Source organism: Sphingomonas sp. MJ1 (PH-R8), assembly GCF_048058635.1.
Classification (GTDB): Bacteria; Pseudomonadota; Alphaproteobacteria; order Sphingomonadales; family Sphingomonadaceae; genus Sphingomonas.
In genome coordinates, this window is the sequence record NZ_JBBEFX010000052.1 from 1 (window position 1) to 1,542 (window position 1,542).

Below are 1,542 nucleotides of genomic sequence, written 5' to 3' on the forward strand. Positions count from 1 at the left end.
GTCATACGAGCGCTCGTATGACCAGTCTCAGACCCGAAAACTTCCCGCACCGCCTGCGTCCTCGTCAAAGACGACAAGAATCCCAGCTACAGCCGGACGGGCAAGGCGGCCCGCAGGCCACGCTTACCTTGCTCGCGGTCGAACACCCACAGATGGACAGGCGTGCCGTTGGCCGGATCACGCACGCTGGTTCGGGTGACGAACTGGAGAATGGTCTCGAACTCGACGCTACGGGTCCAGATCACGGGATCGAGGTTGAGTGCCATCAGTAGGCCGCGCAGATTGGACGAGGGCTTGGCCGAGTAGATCGCGGCGGCATGGCTGACGCCCATATGACGGTTCGTTCCGGCCTGACGCGGAGTGAGGTAGTCGTTCTCGGGCAATCCCAGCAGCGCCTTCGGCGTGGGTGCGCCGGGTTCAGCGGTGTCGTTCGCCGTCCAGATCGAATGCGCCTTTGGCAGCACGGTCGCGAGATGCTGTCCGATCGCTCCTAACGCGGCCTTCCCCTGATCGCTGGCGAACAGCGACTTCGACGCAGGCCGGTCGAAGAAGTAGTGGATCGTCAGCGGGCGATGCTCTAATCGGCGAGCGCTCGTCAGCGGAGGCAGAGGCTCCCATTCGACCTCCTCGACCTCCAGCCAATCGGCGAGGATGCTGCCGATATCGCTGCGGAAGCGGTTACCGAGCAGTTCCACGCGGTCGAATGCAGCGAGTTCGCGGAGCGAGAAGACACTCGCCCAGCACCACTGAACCTTGCGGTCGGCCATCTCCCGCCAGTCGGCGAGATTGCTCAAGACCACCCGCTTCGCGCCGGGGCGGCTCGCCTCCATCACGCGCGCGTGGAAAACGCCGAGATGAGCGTGAGACTGGTCCGCGCGGATGTCTGCTGCCGTGATGGTGTGCCCCGCCTCGGTCAGGGTGATCGCGTGCCATCGCCCCGTCACCTGTTCCAGCGCATAGTGACGCTCGAAGAAACTGGCATCCAAGTGCGTCCGCTTCTCCTCGAAGTCGAGGAAGGCAGGCACCTCGTCGATGACGATACGCCAACCGGCGAAGTCGCTGAAGTCAGACCGGAGCAGCGCGGCATGCGTGGCGATGACGATCAGGTGCGAGCAGCCCGCATAACGGTCGGGCAGGGCTTCGATCTCCTCGACAACGCTGCCTCCGCGATTGCTCGGGTCGCTGTGAACTCGGCGGATCAGCGGGCGCGTGCCCATGTGGGCGGCGACCCGCCGCATCTCGCCTTCCAGTTCGTCAAAGGCGTTCTTGCGCTCGGTGATGAAGAGCGCTTTACAGGGTTGCCGACAAAGGGTGGTGATAGCGCGTGTGGTTTTCCCGACGCCGGTCGGGGAATCGTCGTAGTATACTTTCACGGTAGAACTCTTGTTGGTGATACTCGCAGTATATCCGACCATCACCACGCCCACATTATTTGATTCCGCCCGCCGTTCTGATCATTCTGCCCGAGTGTCCGCAGGAAACTCTCTAATAGTAGAAGGTTAAGTGCGGACATGTTGGCGATGGTGGTGCTGGTTCACCTGA

The 1,542-nt window shown here is 62.4% G+C and carries 1 protein-coding gene; it reads right to left on the bottom strand.

Features of this window, described 5'->3' with window-relative positions; all coding sequences use genetic code 11:
* Positions 1–86: 86 nt before the first annotated feature.
* Positions 87–1,373, bottom strand: a complete 1,287-nt coding sequence (locus VPH46_RS16215; protein WP_416612888.1) for a DEAD/DEAH box helicase family protein — start codon at positions 1,371–1,373, stop codon at positions 87–89.
* Positions 1,374–1,542: the final 169 nt, after the last annotated feature.